The organism is Streptomyces luteoverticillatus (assembly GCF_003970715.1).
Classification (GTDB): Bacteria; Actinomycetota; Actinomycetes; order Streptomycetales; family Streptomycetaceae; genus Streptomyces; species Streptomyces abikoensis.
This window is the reverse complement of sequence record NZ_CP034587.1, coordinates 6206319-6221624: the sequence shown is the minus strand read 5'-3', so window position 1 is coordinate 6221624 and position 15306 is coordinate 6206319. Positions and strand designations below refer to the sequence as shown.

Here is a 15306-nt window from a genome sequence, read left to right as displayed (position 1 = left end):
GAACGCCGAGCACTAGTCCGTCGGCGGTTACGAGCGGATGACGGACTTAACCACGGGTTGAGGCGGTCCGGGCGGATCGGTCCGGGGTGGGTTCGCCTACGGTGGGGGCATCAGCGGAAGCGGGGGGGGCGCAGTGGCGCGAAACGGTTGCGGGGGCGGCATGGCAGGCGGTAAGGGCGGCGGGAGCATAGGGAGCCGGAAGCCGGAAGCCGGAAGCCGGAAGCCGGAAGCCGGAAGCCGGAAGCCGGGCTCTCCGGGCGAACCGGGCGATCTGCGCGTTCCGGTGGGGCCGGACGCCCGGCGGTGGCGGACGTTCCCCGGTGACCGACTCCTGGTCGCGGCGGCCCGCACCGTCACCTCCACCGTCCGCCTCCTCGACACCCTCCCGGCACTCTGCCGCTCCGACCCCCGCCTCGACGTCGTCTTCGCCTTCGACCCCACCTCCGCGTTCGGCGACGGCGTCCACGACCTCCTCCGCACCGCCGGCGTCCGGATCATGCCCTGGGGACAACTGGCCCGCACGGAATGTCACCTCGTCGTCTCCGCCAGCGAGAACATCGACCTGACGCCCGTCCCCGCCGCCTGCCCCGTCCTCGTCCTGCCGCACGGCGTCGGCTTCCACAAGCTCGTACCGGACGCGCGCGGCACCGGCCGGCGCCTCTCCGGGGTCATGGACGACGAGCGCGCCTGGCACACCGTCTCCCACCCCGACCAGATCACCCAGCTCGCCGAGCACCACCCCGCCCTCGCGGCCCGCGCCCGGCTGATCGGCGACCCCTGCCACGACCAGATCATGGCGTCCCGGCCGCTGCGCGACCGCTACCGCGCGGCGCTGGGGGTCCGGGACGGGCAGCGGCTGGTGCTGCTCAGTTCCACGTGGGGCCCGCAGTCCCTGCTCGGCACCGACCCCGGGCTGCCCGCCTGGCTGACAGCCGCCCTCTCCCCCGACGACCACCGCGTCGCCGCCGTCGTCCACCCCAACGTGTGGTCGGCGCACGGCTCCTGGCAGGTCCGCCAGGTCGAGGCGGCGGCCCTGGACGCCGGGCTGCTGCTCGTACCGCCGCAGCGCGGCTGGCAGGCCGCGCTCGTCGCGGCGGACGTCCTCGTCGGCGACCACGGCTCCGTGACCTTCTACGGCGCGGCCCTCGGCACGCCACTCCTCCTCGCCGCGTTCGGGGAGGAATCGGTACCGGGGACGCCGATGGGCGAGCTGGGACGCGTCGTCCCGCGCCTCGACCCGTCCGCGCCGATCGGCCCCCAACTGGAGCGGGCCGTGGCCGAGCACGACGCGGAGCGTGTGGTCAAGGTGGCGTCCGGCGCCTTCGTCGACCCCGGGCGGGCGCTGGAGCGGCTGCGGTCGCTGGTCTACGACCTCTTGCGCCTGCCCGAGCCGACGGACTCCGGCCCGCCGCCCCTGTACGCGGCACCCGAACCACGGGCCGAGGGCGGGCGGGTGACGGCTCTGTGGGTGCGCACGGAGGTGGCAGCCGAGGGAGTGGTGGCGGTGAGCCGGCTGCCGGTCGTGGCCGCCGAGCCGGAGGAGGGCGACGGTGTGTTCGTCCACCTCGCGTGCGACGAGGACGAGCGGGATCTGCGGCTGCTGGGTAGCGCGTCCGTGATCACGACCGGGTCCGCCCCGGGGGCTGCCGCGGCCGCGGCTTCGGCCCGCGAGACGCTCGCCCGGTGGCCGGGGTGCCGGCTGGCGACGGCGGGGTTCGCGGGTGGGTGTGTGAGTGCGCTGTGGGATGGGCGGGTGGTGGAGACGCGGGCGACGGGCGCGGCATTGGAGCCGGGGGTGCACGCGGCCGTCGTCTACGGGTTGTTGCGGGCCGGGCGGGAGTTGGGTGGGGTGGTCACGGTGCGGGTGGGGACGCGGGAGGAGGACGTGGTGATTTCGCCCCAGCCCCGCCCCTTCACCGTTTCCCGGGGCTCCGCCCCGGACCCCGCTCCTCAAACGCCGGAGGGGCTGGATGGCCCCCGGACGGGCTGATGCTCAACAACCGTTCGCGCAGCTCCCCGGCCCGGGGACTGCCCCCGGCCGCGAGCAGCTCGACCGCCCGCGACAGGTGCCCCCGCGCAGCCTCCGCGTCCCCGGAGCGCTCCAGCAAGCCCGCCAGTTCCTCCCTCACCTCCGCCTCGTAATGCCCCGCCCGCGTCTCGCGCAGCATCTCCGCCGCCCGCTCCAGCGCCTCCGCGCTTTCGGCGTGGCGGCCCAGCGCCGCCAACGCCCGTCCCGCCATGCGTATGTCGCCGAGCGCGCTCAGCGCCTCGTACGACTCCGTCAAGGCGGCGAGACCGGCCTCGCGGTCGCCGGAGGCGATGAGCGCTCCGCCCATGAAGAAGCGCGCCAGCGCGGCTCCGCGCGGCTCGTCCGCGGCGACGTTGAGGGCGAGGGAGTCGACGTAGACCCGTACGGCGCGGGCCGGGTCGTAGCGGTCCCAGTAGCGGCCGGCGAACTCGCGTACGGACGCGCGCAGCACGGGGTGGCCCGAGGCGTCGGCGAGGGTGGTGGCGGCTTCGAGTTCCTCGCGGGCCCGGTCGTGGTCGCCGGTGTCCATGAGGGGGCGGGAGAGGAGGCTGCGCAGGCGGGCCTCGGCGGCCTGCTCGCCGGTGCGGGCGGCCGCCTCGGCGCCGAGGGTGCCGGACTCGATCCAGTCCGCGAGGTGCCGGTGGTGGAGGTAGAGCGCGGTGAGGGACTCGGCGAGCTGCCAGACGCGGCGGTCGAGGCCGTGGGCGGCGGCGGCCCGCAGTACGGCGAGGGCGTCGGCGCGTTCGGCCTCCAGCCAGTCGAGGGCGGTGTCGCGCGCGCCGGGGCCGGCGAAGGGGTCCTCTTGGCCGGTGAGGAGCTCTTCGTGGTCGGTGATGCGCAGTCGGTTCCCCATGACGGCCCGGTCGGCGAAGGCGGCGCGGACGGTGTAGTGGTCGACGATCCGGCCAAGGGCCGCTTCCCGTTCGGCGGCGGGTTCGTCGGACTCGGCGCGGTCGCGGGCGTGGCGCCGGACGAGGTCGTGCAGCCGGTGGCGGTCGCTCATGGCGTCCTCCAGGAGGCTGGCGGTGTCGAGGACGTCGAGGAGCCGCCGCGCGGTGGCGGGGTCGGTGCCGTCGGCCGCGGCGGCGGTCTCCGCGTCGAAGCCGCGCCCGGGGAGCAGGCCGAGGCGGCGGTAGAGGCGCAGGGCGTCGGCGGGCAGGTCTCGGCAGGCGATGCCGAGGAGCACGGACATGCCGTTCGCGGAGTCCAGGGCGAGGGCGGCGAGCCCGCCGCTCTCCTGCTCCAGCTCGGCGACGAGCGCCGCGACGGTGAGCCGGCGGTGGATCAGCAGCCGGGCTGCGGCGAGGTGGAGGGCGGCGGGCAGGCCGCCGCAGCCCTCGACGAGCCGGGCGGCCGCCTCGGGTTCGGCGGCGATCCGTTCCGGGCCGCAGAGGTCCGTGAGGAGCCGGGCACCGCTGTGGGCGCTCAGGGGTTCGAGGGGCAGCAGGCGGGCGCCGTCGAGGACGAGCTCACCCAGGCGGCGGCCGCTGGTGGCGAGCACGGCGCTGCCGGGCGCGGCCGGGAGGAGCGTGCGGACGTGCGCGGGGCTGGTGACGTTGTCCAGGACGACGAGCACGCCGCGCCCGGCGGTGCGGGTGCGGTAGAGCGCGACCAGTTCGCCGAGATCCGTGGGCAGGTAGCGGTCCGCGACACCGAGGGCGCGCAGACACCGCTCGAGCGCGACGAAGAGGTCGCCGCCGCCCGACGGGCCGCGCAGCTCGGCGAAGTCGATGTAGAGCTCGCCGCCGGGGTACCGGCCGCGCGTGTCCTCCGCCCAGCGCCGTGCGGTGCTTCTCTTGCCGACGCCCGGTAATCCGGTGAGCAACGCCATCCTGGGCGGTCCGCCCACGTCCGGGTCCAGCCAGCCTCTGAGGTCGGCCAGGTCGTCGGTGCGGTTGACGAACAATGGCGTGCCGGGCGGCACTTGGTGCGGATCCGGGACCGGGGGCGGCGCGGGCGCGTGATGATGGTGGTACGTCACGTCGCGGGCCTGGATGACCGTCTCCGCCCGCCCCCCGAAGTGATTGCTCGTCCCACCCGCCGTCGGCTCACCGGCCAATGGTGAAGTCCCTGCCCTGGTAGAGGTTGGTGGCGTGGCCTCCGGAGAAGGTGTTGTTGACCGTGCTGTTGTCCACGGACAGCGTCGCCGACCGGGCCTGTTCGGCCCACTGCCGGAACTCCTCGGCGAAGGCGGCGTCCTGATAGACGCGCCCGAAGATCAGCGCTGCCAGCGACTGGACCTGCTGCTCGTCCCGGGGGTCGACGGGCAGGGCCACCGTGCCCTCCTCGTCCTCGCCGGCCTGGCCCCTGCCGAACGCCCGGCGGACCATGCCCACCAGCGAGCCCCAGGCCTGCCGTCCCGCTTCCGTACCGACGGATCCCGCCGCGGCCGTGACCGCGCTCGTGATCGCCCCCAACGACACCGGATCGACCATCAGTCGACTCCCCCCTCGTGTCCCTCATGAGCGGGCGGACCGGACGTCCGCCCGTCCGCGACAGGCTACCGCCACCCTCCGACAGCCGTGCCCGACGTGTCCGGGTTCACTGTCCGGTGTCTGTCCGGCGTCCCGGTGAATCCTGTCGCGTCGGCGACTCACCCCTCGCGCCCCTGCCGTAGGACGATGACACGCTCACCTCGTACGTGCCCTTCGTGCCTTACGCGCATCAGGGAGGAACCGCTCATGAACAGACCCGGATCCAGACCGTTCGCCATACGCCGTGGCGTCGTGGCGCTGCTGTCCGGCCTGGTGGCGGTGGCGGCGTCCGTCGCCCTGCCGGGCCCGGCGCTGGCGGCGGGTGCCCGGCCCGCCGGGCACCGCGTATCGGCCGCGGCGGCCGACGCCTACTGGACGCCCGCGCGGATGCGGGCCGCCGTCCCGGCCGTGGACGGCGGCAGACGGCCGGGCGTCGCGGCCGGTGTCGCCGGGCCCGTGCCGCCCAGCCATCCCTTCGACGGATTGCCGCAGGTGGGGACGTTCTTCTGGACCGACGGGCACAACACCGGCCGGTTCTGCGGCGGGACGGTCGTCCGCAGCCCGCACCGCGATCTCGTGGTCAGCGCCGCCCACTGCCTGCGCTCGCCGGACCCGAAGAAGCAGTTCTCGTTCGTGCCGCAGTACCACGACGGCCTCAAGCCGCACGGCGTCTTCCCCGTCGAGGACATCTACCTCGACCAGCGCTACTACGACCTGGGCACGGACGGCGGGGCGCGCTGGGACTACGCGGTGGTGCGGCTGGGCGACCGGGCCGACGGGACCCCGGTCCAGCGGGCCGTCGGCGGCTTCGACCTGGGGATCCGGCCGGGGTACGCGCACGACGTGGTCCGGCTGATCGGCTATCCGGGCAGCAGCGACGCCGTCTACCCCAAGCCGCTCGACTGCACGTCCTCCACGCACCGTTACACCAGTACGGATCCGGCCGCTCCCGGCGACTTCCTGGAGATCGCCTGCGCGGGGTACGTCGGAGGCACGTCGGGCGGGCCGTTCCTGGTGCGCGGCGACGACGGGTACGAGGTGATCGGCGTCATCGGCGGCTATCACACCGGTGGTGACACCCCCGACATCTCCTACAGCTCCTATTTCGGCGACGATCTGGTCGACCTGTTCGCGGACGCGGTCGAGGGGGCGGCGCCGGCCGAACCTGGCGGCGGGCGCTGACGAAGCGGACGGCGGTGCCGCCGGACGCCTTTCGCGTCCGGGGGCACCGCCGGGTGTGTACCGGTCCACCGCGGGCCGGTGGGGGCTGGTCGCGCCCGCGCGGCGGTAGCCGCATATCAGCCCAGTCCCGCGCCCCTACGGGGCGGCTACCGCCGTCGGGGGTGGCGGGTCAGTGTGTAGCCGCCTATGGCCGCGAGTGCGCAGAGCACCGCGCCGCCGATCGTCCAGCCCCAACGGCCGGACCACCAGCTGCCGTTCCAGCCGCCGTTGGGCTCGGCGAGGGCCGTCGCGTGCAGCGGCTTGCCGAGGGAACCGCCCTCGGCGTGGGCCCCGCCCATGTCCTCGGACGTGGCCTGGACCTCGGCCTTGACCGGAAGGCCGAGGTCGCGGTCGGGCGCGTCGGTGACAGTGAGCCGCACGTAGTACGCGCCTGGCAGCGGGTCGTTGGACCAGCGCTCGGACCAGGGCCGGACCGTGCGCAGCGTGCAGGTCAGGGCCACGGTGGCGGCCTGCCGGCTCGCCGTCGCGGCCTGCTCCCCGGCGGTGCAGGCCTGGCGGCGGCGCAGTCCGTCGTAGACGTCGAGCCGCCAGGTGGCGGCGCCGGTCCGGGTGGCCGTGTCGGGCAGGGTGACGGTGGCCTTCACCGTGGGCCGCTGCCCGGCGCCCGCCGGGAACTGCCAGTACAGGTAGTCACCCGTGGAGCCGTTGGCCGTGGCCTTCTGCCCCTGTTCGATGGCGACGGCGGTGCGGAAGGCGGTGCCGGCCTCACTGGGGGTGTCGTCGGCGACGGCCGTCCCGGCCGGGGCGAGCAGGGCCGCTCCCGCGAGCAGGACGGCGGTCAACGCGCGTTTCATCCGCATCAGTTCTCCCTCCACACGGCGATGCGCCAGCGGGCCAGCCAGCCGAACAGCAGGCCGGCGAGCAGTCCGGTCAGGCCCAGGACGAGGAGCAGCACCCAGCCCCGGCCGAGGCCGAAGGCGGCCAGGTCGGAGGGGTCGTCGGGCCCCTTGACCACGTCGACGGCCAGCTCCACCGGCAGTCCGGGGTCGCGCTTGACGGAGGCGGGCGCGGAGAAGGAGTTGGAGACCTCCAGGCAGACGGTCCGCGGCGCCTTGTCGTTGTCGTCCTCGGCGACGGGGTAGCGCAGTCCGGAGGCCATCACATCGGTGCGGCCGCTGCCCGCGTCGCTGCCGCGCACGAGCTCCTGTCCGTTCTCGCCCATCGCGCGGACGAGTACGCCGTAGTCGCGGTCGACGGGGCGGTCGGCGCCCACGCTCGCCGCGACGCGCAGCTCCTGGCCGGGCTTGACCTTGACCTTGTAGACGCGGTGCTGGGCGAAGGTCTCGCGGTCGGTCCAGATGCCGGCGCCGATCTCGGGCGCGGTCCGGCATTCCTCGGTGCCCGAGACGGCCTTGGGCGTCTCGACGGGGGTGTCGGCCCGCTTGACGAGCTGCTTGATGCGGCTGGCGAGGTCCTTGCGGTGGTGCACGGTGGTGTACGTGCCGCCGGTGGCCTCGGCGATGCAGCTGAGCTGCTCGCGGGTCTTGTCGTCCGAGGCGAGACCGAGGGTGTCGATGGTCAGGTGCGTGCCCTTGGCGGCGAGTTCGCGCGCCACGTCGCAGGGGTCGGGCAGGCCGCAGGAGTCCTCGCCGTCGGTGATGAGCACGATGCGGCGCGATCCGCCGTCCGTCCCCAGGTCCTGGTCGGCGCCGCGCAGGGCGAGTCCGATGGGCGTCCAGCCGGTGGGCTGGAGCTTGGACACGGCCTCCTTGGCGTCCGCTCTGTCCACCTTGCCGACGCGGTACAGCTGCTGGCTGTCGCGGCAGCCGAGCGCCTTGTCCTCACCGGCGTAGGAGGCGCCGAGCGTGCGGATGCCGAGCCGGACGCTCTCCGGCGTTCCGTCGATGACCTCGTTGAACGCCTCCTTGGCGGCCGTCATGCGCGACTGCCCGTCGATGTCCGTCGCGCGCATCGAGCCGCTGACGTCGAGGACCAGCTCGACCTTCGGGGAATCCTTCGAGGGCCCGTCCGCGGCGTTCGCCGGTGTGACGCCCAGGGCCAGGGCGGCGAGCAGGGCACAGGCCCCGGCCGCCAGCCGTTTTCTGATGATCATCCAAAGGATCCTAGTGACCGTCGAGCGCCAGGCTCAAAACGGCCGACGGTGCTGTCCGCACACCCGCGCGCCGGACGAGGGGCCGGCATGCCCAACACCGCTACTGCCTCTAGCATATGCCCGTCGGCGGCGGGCGATTTCGGCGAATTCCGGTGAGCTGATCCCGGATTTATTTGATGGAACTCCGGCAGTCCTGCGGCGTTTCGCGAAATGGCCGGGGATGCGCGATTCGTGCGATTCGTTTTCCGCACTGCGTAAAGCTAGGGTCACGCTTGGGCGCGTGCAGGGCGCCAGACGGTCGCCAAACCTACATCCAGGCCCCTGCACGCGTTCTTCCCGCAATTCGAACACCAGGGAGTCTCCATGACCCGATCCCCCCGACGCCGGCCGGTCAAACGGATTCGGCACCGCTTGTCCAACAACTCAGACAGTAGCAGGCGCTACGAAACCTTCCGTCGTCTGAACCGATCTGGCAACCCCATGCTTGCGTGGTTCCTGGCCGTCCCTGCCACCGGATTCCTGCTGATCTCCAGCATCCATGTCGAGCTCGCCCTCACGCCGGAGTCGCTCTACGCGGCCCTCACAGCGGCCGGAGCCGCTGGTGGCGGCTGTCTGCTGCGGCGTATCCACCGGCCGTAGCGAACGCCGGGCGCCGGCCGTCACTCGGGGGCCGGCGCCCGGCCCACCACGACGAAACCCGGGATTCCGGTGGGTATTTCCTTCACCCCGTCATAAAAATGATGGTCTACGCCAGCCAAACCGGCGACGGAACTTCCCCGGCTGAACCCTTTTCGTAGCGCGAGGACGGCACGGATGAATTTTTGCCAGTTCTGTAATACGCCCCTGCGAAGCGGGAGCGAGCCCAGAGTGGGGCGGCCGCAGAAGTACTGCAGCACCCAGTGCCGTCAGGCTGCCTACCGCACAAGGAAGAACGTCACCGTGGCGGCTTCCGTTCCCTGCCAGGACGCGACTCCGCGGAAGAACCGCCCGCCACTGCCGCGCCGGTGGGTGCCCGTCGGCAACGCTCCGGCGGCACACGCCGCGGTCCGCGGCTCGGACGCCGACGAGATCCTCGCGGAGATCGTCAAGGACATCCTCGAAGAGGTGCGCCAGATCCAGCGCAGCCTGAACTCCCCCGACGCCGAGGAGCCCCTGCGCAGGGCCGAGCAGATAAACGCCCAGCTCCAGAGCCTCACCGCCGGTCTGGTCGGACGCGCCCGCCACCGCCGGGTCACCTGGAGCCGGCTCGGCCGCCTGCTCAACATCAGTGAGGACACCGCGCGCCACCGCTACACCGACGCCTACATCCTGCGCCGGCTCAGCCAGCACATCCATATGCCCGCGGCACCCGCCTCGCTCAGCGCCCTCTACGGCCGGCCGCCGGCCCCGGGCTGCCCGGCCCCACCGCCGGGTTCGGTGGACACCCCCTTGTCCGCCCGTACGCCCGACACCCCCGCGTTCAACCGGCTCGCCCCCGTTCTGTCCATGCTCGCCAGGGCCTCGAAACTCCAGCTCCAGGTACTCGCCGCCCGCGCCGGCTGCTCGGCGTCCTATCTCTCACGCATCCTCAGCGGCGAGCGCGTCCCCGCCTGGCCCCTCACCGAACGCTTCGCCATCGCCTGCGGCGCCGACCCCGCGATACTGCGCAAGGTCTGGGAAAGCGAACGCCTCCGTGACAAGGAGAAGGTCCCCGCCCCCGTGGTCACCAAGCCGGGCGAGATCATCACCGAGCCCGATCGCCTCTTCGGACCGGCCCGCCTGATGTCCGCGCTACGCACCCTCCACATCCGGGCGGGACAGCCCGCCGCCTACGACATCGCCGTCGCCTCCCGGTGGCGCATCCCCTCCGACCGCATCACCACCATCCTCGAGGGCACTCAACGACCGAGCTGGGACGAACTGGCCCTTCTCCTCCACGTACTGGGCGGCCCGCTCGAACACTTTCGCCCCCTGTGGGAGGCGGCCACCCAGCACCCCGACCAGCCTCCGCCCGGCGCGGACGACGAGCCCCTCCACGAACAGGCCGGATCACCCGGCCCCCAGCCCGACGAAGCGGGAAACGAACTCCACAGCGTGCTCGCTCAGTTCAACGACGTCCTCAGCAACCCGGCCCTGATCGGCCATCAGCGAGCGGAACACTTACGCGCGCTCCTCGCCCGGCGCCGCGGCGCTTCCGCCCCGTGAACGACAAAGGCGAGGAACGCAACCGTTCCTCGCCATGCTCAACATATAGCGCACCGGGGGCCTTGCCGCAAGGCCCCGGTCGTGCCGCAGAATCACCCGGCGAAGCCAGGATCTGCGGAAATGAGATGTGTGATGATCGACGTCATCGTTGTGGGCAGTGGACCGACCGGCCTGATGCTGGCCAGTGAGCTGCGGCTGCACGGCGTGCGCGTGGTCGTGCTGGAGAAGGAGACGCGGCCCGCCGCGATGGTCCGGGCGATGGGCCTCCACGTGCGCAGCATCGAGGTGATGGACCAGCGCGGCCTGCTGGACACGTTCCTCGCGAACGGCACGAAGTACGAGAAGGTCGGCGGCTTCTTCGCCGCCATCGGCAAGCCGTGGCCGACGGGAATGGACACCGCGCATCCGTACGTCCTCGGCATTCCGCAGACCGTCACCGACCGCCTGCTGGAGGAGCACGCCACCGCGGCCGGCGCCGAGCTCCGGCGCGGCTGCGAGCTCGTCGGGCTGAGCCAGGACGACGACGGGGTGACGGTCGAACTGGCGGACAGCACGCGGCTGCGCTCGCGCTACCTCGTCGGCTGCGACGGCGGCCGCAGCACGGTCCGCAAGCTCGCCGGAATCGCCTTCCCCGGCGAGCCCAGCCGGGTGGAGACGCTGATAGGCGAGATGGAGCTGACCACGCCGCTGGAGGAGCTGACGGCCGTGATGGCCGAAGTCCGCAAGACCCAGCAGCGGTTCGGCGCCATGCCCCTCGGGGACGGGACGTACCGCGTCATCGTGCCCGCCGAGGGGGTGGCCGAGGACCGGACGGTCCCGCCGGCCCTGGAGGAGTTCAAGCAGCGGCTGCGGGCGACCGCCGGGACCGACTTCGGTGTGCACTCGCCGCGCTGGCTCTCCCGGTTCGGCGACGCCACCCGGCAGGCCGAGCGCTACCGCGTGGGCCGGGTGCTGCTGGCCGGCGACGCCGCGCACATCCACCCGCCGACCGGCGGGCAGGGCCTCAACCTCGGCGTCCAGGACGCGTTCAACCTCGGCTGGAAGCTGGCCGCCGAGGTGGCCGGCTGGGCCCCCGAGGGGCTGCTGGACACCTATCACGCCGAACGCCACCCGGTGGGCGCCGACGTGCTGGACAACACCCGCGCGCAGATGCTGCTGATGTCCACCGAAGCGGGCCCCCTATCCGTACGGCGGTTGGTCTCGGAGCTGATGGACTTCGAGGAGGTGAACCGGTACCTGATCGAGAAGATCACCGCGGTCGGGGTCCGCTACGACTTCGGCCAGGGCCACGAGCTGCTCGGCAAGCGGATGCGGGACGTGCGGCTGAAGAACGGCCGCCTCTACGAGCTGACGCGCGGCGGCCGCGGTCTGCTGCTCGACCAGACCGGCCGGCTCTCGGTGGCGGGCTGGTCGGACCGGGTCGACCACGTGGTCGACGTCAGCGAGGAACTGGACGCGCCCGCCGTGCTGCTGCGGCCGGACGGGCACGTGGCGTGGGCCGGTGACGACCAGCAGGAGCTGATCGCTCACCTGCCCAAGTGGTTCGGCGCGCCCGTCGGCTGAGCGCGCGGTTCCGGCCCGGATGGTCCGGGCCGGAACCGGCCTGTAACGGCCCGTCGGCTCAGTCGTCGTCGCCGCCCTCCAGGTTTCCTTCCGTCTCCAGGAACAGCTGCCGCAGCGCCTCCAGCGTCTCCGCGTCCGGCTTGGCCCACATGCCGCGGCTCTCGGCCTCCAGGAGGCGTTCGGCGATGCCGTGGAGGGCCCAGGGGTTGGCCTCCTCCAGGAAGGCGCGGTTCTCCGGGTCCAGGGCGTAGGTCTGGGCCAGCTTGTCGTACATCCAGTCGGGGACGACGCCCGTGGTGGCGTCGTAGCCGAAGAGGTAGTCGACGGTGGCGGCGAGTTCGAAGGCGCCCTTGTAGCCGTGGCGGCGCATCGCCTCGATCCAGCGGGGGTTGACCACCCGGGCGCGGAAGACGCGGGACGTCTCCTCGACGAGGGTGCGGGTGCGGATCGTCTCGGGGCGGGTGGAGTCGCCGATGTACGCGGCGGGGGCGGTGCCCTTGAGGGCCTTCACCGTGGCGACCATGCCGCCGTGGTACTGGAAGTAGTCGTCGGAGTCGGCGATGTCGTGCTCGCGGGTGTCGGTGTTCTTCGCCGCGACCGCGATGCGCTTGTAGGCCGTCTCCATGTCCTCGCGGGCCGGGCGGCCCTCCAGGCCCCGGCCGTAGGCGTAGCCGCCCCAGACCGTGTAGACCTCGGCCAGGTCCGCGTCGGTGCGCCAGTCACGGCTGTCGATGAGCTGGAGCAGGCCCGCGCCGTACGTGCCCGGGCGGGAGCCGAAGATCCGGGTGGTGGCGCGGCGTTCGTCGCCGTGGGCGGCGAGGTCGGCCTGGGCGTGGGCGCGGACGAAGTTCCGCTCGTGCGGCTCGTCGAGGCCGGCGGCGAGCCGCACGGCGTCGTCCAGCAGGCCGATGACGTGCGGGAACGCGTCGCGGAAGAAGCCGCTGATGCGCAGGGTGACGTCGATGCGGGGGCGGCCCAGCTCGTCCAGGGCGATGGGCTCCAGGCCCGTGACGCGGCGCGACGCCTCGTCCCAGACCGGGCGGACGCCCAGCAGCGCCAGCGCCTCCGCCACGTCGTCGCCCGCCGTGCGCATCGCGCTCGTGCCCCACAGGGACAGGCCCACGGACTCCGGCCAGTCGCCGTTGTCCGTGCGGTAGCGCTCCAGGAGGGAGTCGGCGAGGGCCTGGCCGGTCTCCCAGGCGAGGCGGCTGGGGACGGCCTTGGGGTCGACGGAGTAGAAGTTCCGGCCGGTGGGGAGGACGTTGACCAGTCCGCGGAGGGGTGAGCCCGATGGTCCCGCCGGGACGAAGCGGCCCTCCAACGCCTTGACGGCGTTGTCGAGTTCGTCGGTCGTGCGGCCGAGGCGCGGGACGACTTCGCGTGCCGCGAAGTCGAGGACAGCCGAGACGGGATCGGTGCCCGGCACCGTGGGTTGTGCCCACCCTCCCCCAAGCTCTCGGCTTCGCTCGAGCAGGGGGGACCCCCATCGCCCTGCGGGACGATTGCCCACAATGGTCGGGATGGCGGCCGGGTTCCAGTCCGCCGCCTCCATCGCCTCGATCAGCGCGCGGGCCTCCGCCTCCGCCTCGTCCGCCGTTGTGCGCGTCGCCGCCGACTCGTCCAGGCCCAGGGCCTCGCGGAGGCCCGGGAGGGCCGTCGTGCCGCCCCAGATCTGGCGGGCGCGGAGGATCGACAGGACGAGGTTGACCCGCGCCTCACCCGTGGGCGCGCCGCCCAGGACGTGGAGGCCGTCGCGGATCTGGGCGTCCTTCACCTCGCAGAGCCAGCCGTCGACGTGCAGGAGGAAGTCGTCGAAGCCGTCGTCGTCCGGGCGCTCCTCCATGCCCAGGTCGTGGTCGAGCCGGGCGGCCTGGATGAGCGTCCAGATCTGGGCGCGGATCGCGGGGAGCTTGGCCGGGTCCATCGAGGAGATCTGCGCGTGCTCGTCGAGGAGCTGCTCCAGGCGCGCGATGTCGCCGTAGGAGTCGGCGCGGGCCATGGGCGGCACGAGGTGGTCGACGAGCGTGGCGTGGGCGCGGCGCTTGGCCTGGGTGCCCTCGCCGGGGTCGTTGACGAGGAACGGGTAGACCAGCGGCAGGTCGCCGAGGGCCGCGTCGGGGCCGCAGGCGGCGGACAGGCCGGCGTTCTTGCCGGGCAGCCACTCCAGGTTGCCGTGCTTGCCCAGGTGGACCATCGCGTCGGCGCCGAAGCCGCCGTCCTCACGGGAGGCGGCGATCCAGCGGTAGGCGGCGAGGTAGTGGTGCGAGGGCGGCAGGTCGGGGTCGTGGTAGATGGCGATGGGGTTCTCGCCGAAGCCGCGCGGCGGCTGGATGAGGATCAGCAGGTTGCCGCGGCGCAGGGCGGCGAGGACGATGTCGCCCTCGGGGTTGCGGCTGCGGTCGACGAACATCTCACCGGGCGCCGGGCCCCAGTGCTCCTCGACGGCCTCGCGCAGCTCGGCGGGGAGCCGCTCGTACCAGCGCTTGTAGTCGGCGGCCGGGATGCGGACGGGGTTGCGGGCCAGCTGCTCCTCCGTCAGCCAGTCCTGGTCGTGGCCGCCCGCCTCGATGAGGGCGTAGATGAGCTCGTCGCCGTCGCCGGACGCGAGACCCGGCACCTCCTCGTCGCCGAAGTCGTAGCCCTCCTCGCGCAGCCGGCGCAGCAGGGCGACGGCACTGGCGGGGGTGTCGAGGCCGACGGCGTTGCCGATGCGGGAGTGCTTGGTGGGGTACGCGGAGAGGACGAGGGCCAGCCGCTTCTCGGCGGCGGGGATGTGGCGGAGGCGGGCGTGGCGCACGGCGATGCCCGCGACGCGGGCGGCGCGCTCGGGGTCGGGGACGTAGGCGGGCAGGCCGTCCGCGTCGATCTCCTTGAAGGAGAAGGGGACGGTGATGATGCGGCCGTCGAACTCGGGCACGGCGACCTGGGTGGCGGAGTCGAGCGGGGAGAGCCCCTCGTCGTTCTCCGCCCATGCCTCCCGGGAGCCGGTCAGGCAGAGGGCCTGGAGGATGGGCACGTCGAGGGCGGCGAGCGCGCCGGCGTCCCAGGACTCGTCGTCGCCTCCGGCGGAGGCGTCGGCGGGCCGGGTGCCGCCGGCGGCGAGGACGGTGGTGACGATGGCGTCGGCGCCGCGCAGGGCGTCGATCAGCTCGGGCTCAGGGGCGCGCAGCGAGGCCACGTAGAGGGGGAGGGCGCGGCCGCCGGCCCGCTCGATCTGCTCGCACAGGGCCTCGACGAAGGCGGTGTTGCCACTCATGTGGTGGGCGCGGTAGTAGAGCACGGCGATGACGGGCCCGAACAGACCGCGTGATTCCCGCTCCAGCGCGCCCCACGCGGGGGCGGCGGCCGGCGGCTCGAAGCCGTGGCCGGTGAGCAGCACGGTGTCGGAGAGGAAGCGGGCCAGCTGCTCTAGGTTGGCGGGGCCGCCGTGGGCGAGGTAGGCGTGGGCCTCGGCGGCGATGCCGACGGGGACGGTGGACGCCTCCATCAGCTGGGCGTCGGGGGCCTGTTCGCCGGTGAGGACGACGACGGGACGCGGGCCGGCCAGCAGCTGGTCGAGCCCCTCCTCCCAGGCGCGCAGCCCGCCGAGGAGGCGCACGACGACAAGGTCGGTGCCGTCCAGCAGGTCCGGGAGGTCGTCGAGGGCGAGCCGGGCGGGGTTGGCGAGCCGGTACGGGACCGGGCCGCCGGCCGCTCGGGCGCTGAGCAGGTCGGTGTCGGACGTCGACAGAAGCAGGATCACGGCATGCCTTCCTCGGGGT

10 protein-coding genes are annotated in these 15306 nt (G+C 73.2%); 5 read left to right on the top strand and 5 right to left on the bottom strand.

Annotated elements, in window-relative coordinates; all coding sequences use genetic code 11:
* The first annotated feature begins 283 nt into the window (after window positions 1-283).
* Window positions 284-1990, top strand: coding sequence for a hypothetical protein (locus tag EKH77_RS27650; protein WP_240667567.1), 1707 nt, complete (start codon window positions 284-286; stop codon window positions 1988-1990).
* Here the strand turns inward: EKH77_RS27650 and EKH77_RS27645 are convergent.
* Both EKH77_RS27645 and EKH77_RS27640 read right to left on the bottom strand, forming a co-directional pair.
* Window positions 1914-4088, bottom strand: a complete 2175-nt coding sequence (locus EKH77_RS27645) for a tetratricopeptide repeat protein (RefSeq protein WP_206279937.1) — start codon at window positions 4086-4088, stop codon at window positions 1914-1916. The genes EKH77_RS27650 and EKH77_RS27645 overlap by 77 nt on opposite strands.
* A complete protein-coding gene (locus EKH77_RS27640) occupies window positions 4078-4464 on the bottom strand; it encodes a hypothetical protein (protein ID WP_126916984.1) in 387 nt (128 codons plus the stop codon). The genes EKH77_RS27645 and EKH77_RS27640 overlap by 11 nt, the downstream gene beginning before the upstream one ends.
* A 246-nt stretch (window positions 4465-4710) precedes the next feature.
* On the opposite strand from EKH77_RS27640, the gene EKH77_RS27635 reads away from it, so the two are divergent.
* On the top strand, window positions 4711-5685 hold the full coding sequence (locus EKH77_RS27635; protein ID WP_126916983.1) for a trypsin-like serine peptidase: 975 nt from the start codon (window positions 4711-4713) through the stop codon (window positions 5683-5685).
* Between the two features lie 146 nt (window positions 5686-5831).
* Here EKH77_RS27635 and EKH77_RS27630 read toward each other — a convergent pair whose 3' ends face one another.
* On the bottom strand, window positions 5832-6545 hold the full coding sequence (locus EKH77_RS27630) for a hypothetical protein (protein ID WP_126916982.1): 714 nt from the start codon (window positions 6543-6545) through the stop codon (window positions 5832-5834).
* Window positions 6545-7798, bottom strand: a complete 1254-nt coding sequence (locus EKH77_RS27625) for a VWA domain-containing protein (protein ID WP_126916981.1) — start codon at window positions 7796-7798, stop codon at window positions 6545-6547. The genes EKH77_RS27630 and EKH77_RS27625 overlap by 1 nt, the downstream gene beginning before the upstream one ends.
* Window positions 7799-8278: 480 nt before the next feature.
* On the opposite strand from EKH77_RS27625, the gene EKH77_RS33145 reads away from it, so the two are divergent.
* From EKH77_RS33145 to rox, 3 genes are all read left to right on the top strand, one after another.
* A complete protein-coding gene (locus EKH77_RS33145) occupies window positions 8279-8437 on the top strand; it encodes a hypothetical protein (protein ID WP_164737884.1) in 159 nt (52 codons plus the stop codon).
* A gap of 300 nt (window positions 8438-8737) precedes the next feature.
* Complete coding sequence (locus EKH77_RS27620; protein WP_164737883.1) at window positions 8738-9982, top strand: helix-turn-helix domain-containing protein; 1245 nt, start codon at window positions 8738-8740, stop codon at window positions 9980-9982.
* A 132-nt stretch (window positions 9983-10114) separates the two neighbouring features.
* Window positions 10115-11545, top strand: a complete 1431-nt coding sequence (gene rox / locus EKH77_RS27615) for a rifampin monooxygenase (protein ID WP_126916979.1) — start codon at window positions 10115-10117, stop codon at window positions 11543-11545.
* A 58-nt stretch (window positions 11546-11603) separates the two neighbouring features.
* Here rox and cobN read toward each other — a convergent pair whose 3' ends face one another.
* Window positions 11604-15287 (bottom strand): cobaltochelatase subunit CobN, encoded by a 3684-nt coding sequence (cobN, locus tag EKH77_RS27610; protein ID WP_126916978.1) that lies wholly within the window; start codon window positions 15285-15287, stop codon window positions 11604-11606.
* Between the last annotated feature and the right edge of the window lie 19 nt (window positions 15288-15306).